This is a genomic window from Comamonas denitrificans (genome assembly GCF_042654745.1).
Classification (GTDB): domain Bacteria; phylum Pseudomonadota; class Gammaproteobacteria; order Burkholderiales; family Burkholderiaceae_C; genus Comamonas; species Comamonas denitrificans.
Genome location: NZ_JBHSEY010000019.1, coordinates 1 through 685 on the forward strand (window position 1 = coordinate 1; position 685 = coordinate 685).

Annotated in this window: 1 pseudogene; it reads right to left on the bottom strand. The window is 59.1% G+C overall.

From position 1 onward, the window contains the following. Nucleotides 1-75: 75 nt before the first annotated feature. Nucleotides 76-685: pseudogene (locus ACFO24_RS05625) on the bottom strand (IS30 family transposase); the annotation flags it as partial.

Here is a 685-nt window from a genome sequence, read left to right on the forward strand (position 1 = left end):
ATTCATAGTCCTATTCCTATCTCAAAGATAAGCGATAGGACGGGGATGGGGAATCAGGGGGCTATCTCAGGTCATCCTGGGGCGCCCGTTGAGCTCATCGGCCACGGCATCGAGTTGCTCCTGGGTGTAGCCGCTCAGATCGCTACCCTTGGGGAAGTACTGGCGCAGCAGCCCATTGGTGTTTTCGTTGCTGCCACGCTGCCAAGGACTGTAAGGGTCGCAAAAGTACACCTTCATACCCGTGTTCTCGGTGAGCTTGGCGTGCTCGGCCATCTCCCTGCCCCTGTCGTAGGTCAGGCTCTGGCGCATGGGGCTTGCTATTGCATTGAGTTTGTCACTGAATGCCTGCAGCACATGCGCGGCTGTCGCTGGATTGGGATGGGGTAGCTTGACCAGCAATACCAGGCGCGTGGTGCGCTCGACCAGGGTGCCAATGGCGCTGGCGTTGTTCGCCCCCTTGATGAGATCTCCCTCCCAGTGGCCTGGAAGCTGACGATCCTCTATTTCTGGTGGGCGCACATGGATGCTCAACAAGTCTTGGATTTCACCGCGCCGGTCCTTGCCCTTGGAGCGGGGCCAGCGCTTGGCATGGGCCATGCGCAGGCAGGACACCAGCTCCTTCTTGAGCTCGCCCCTAGGTTGGGCGTAGATGCAGGTATAGATGCTCTCGTGTGACACTTGTGCG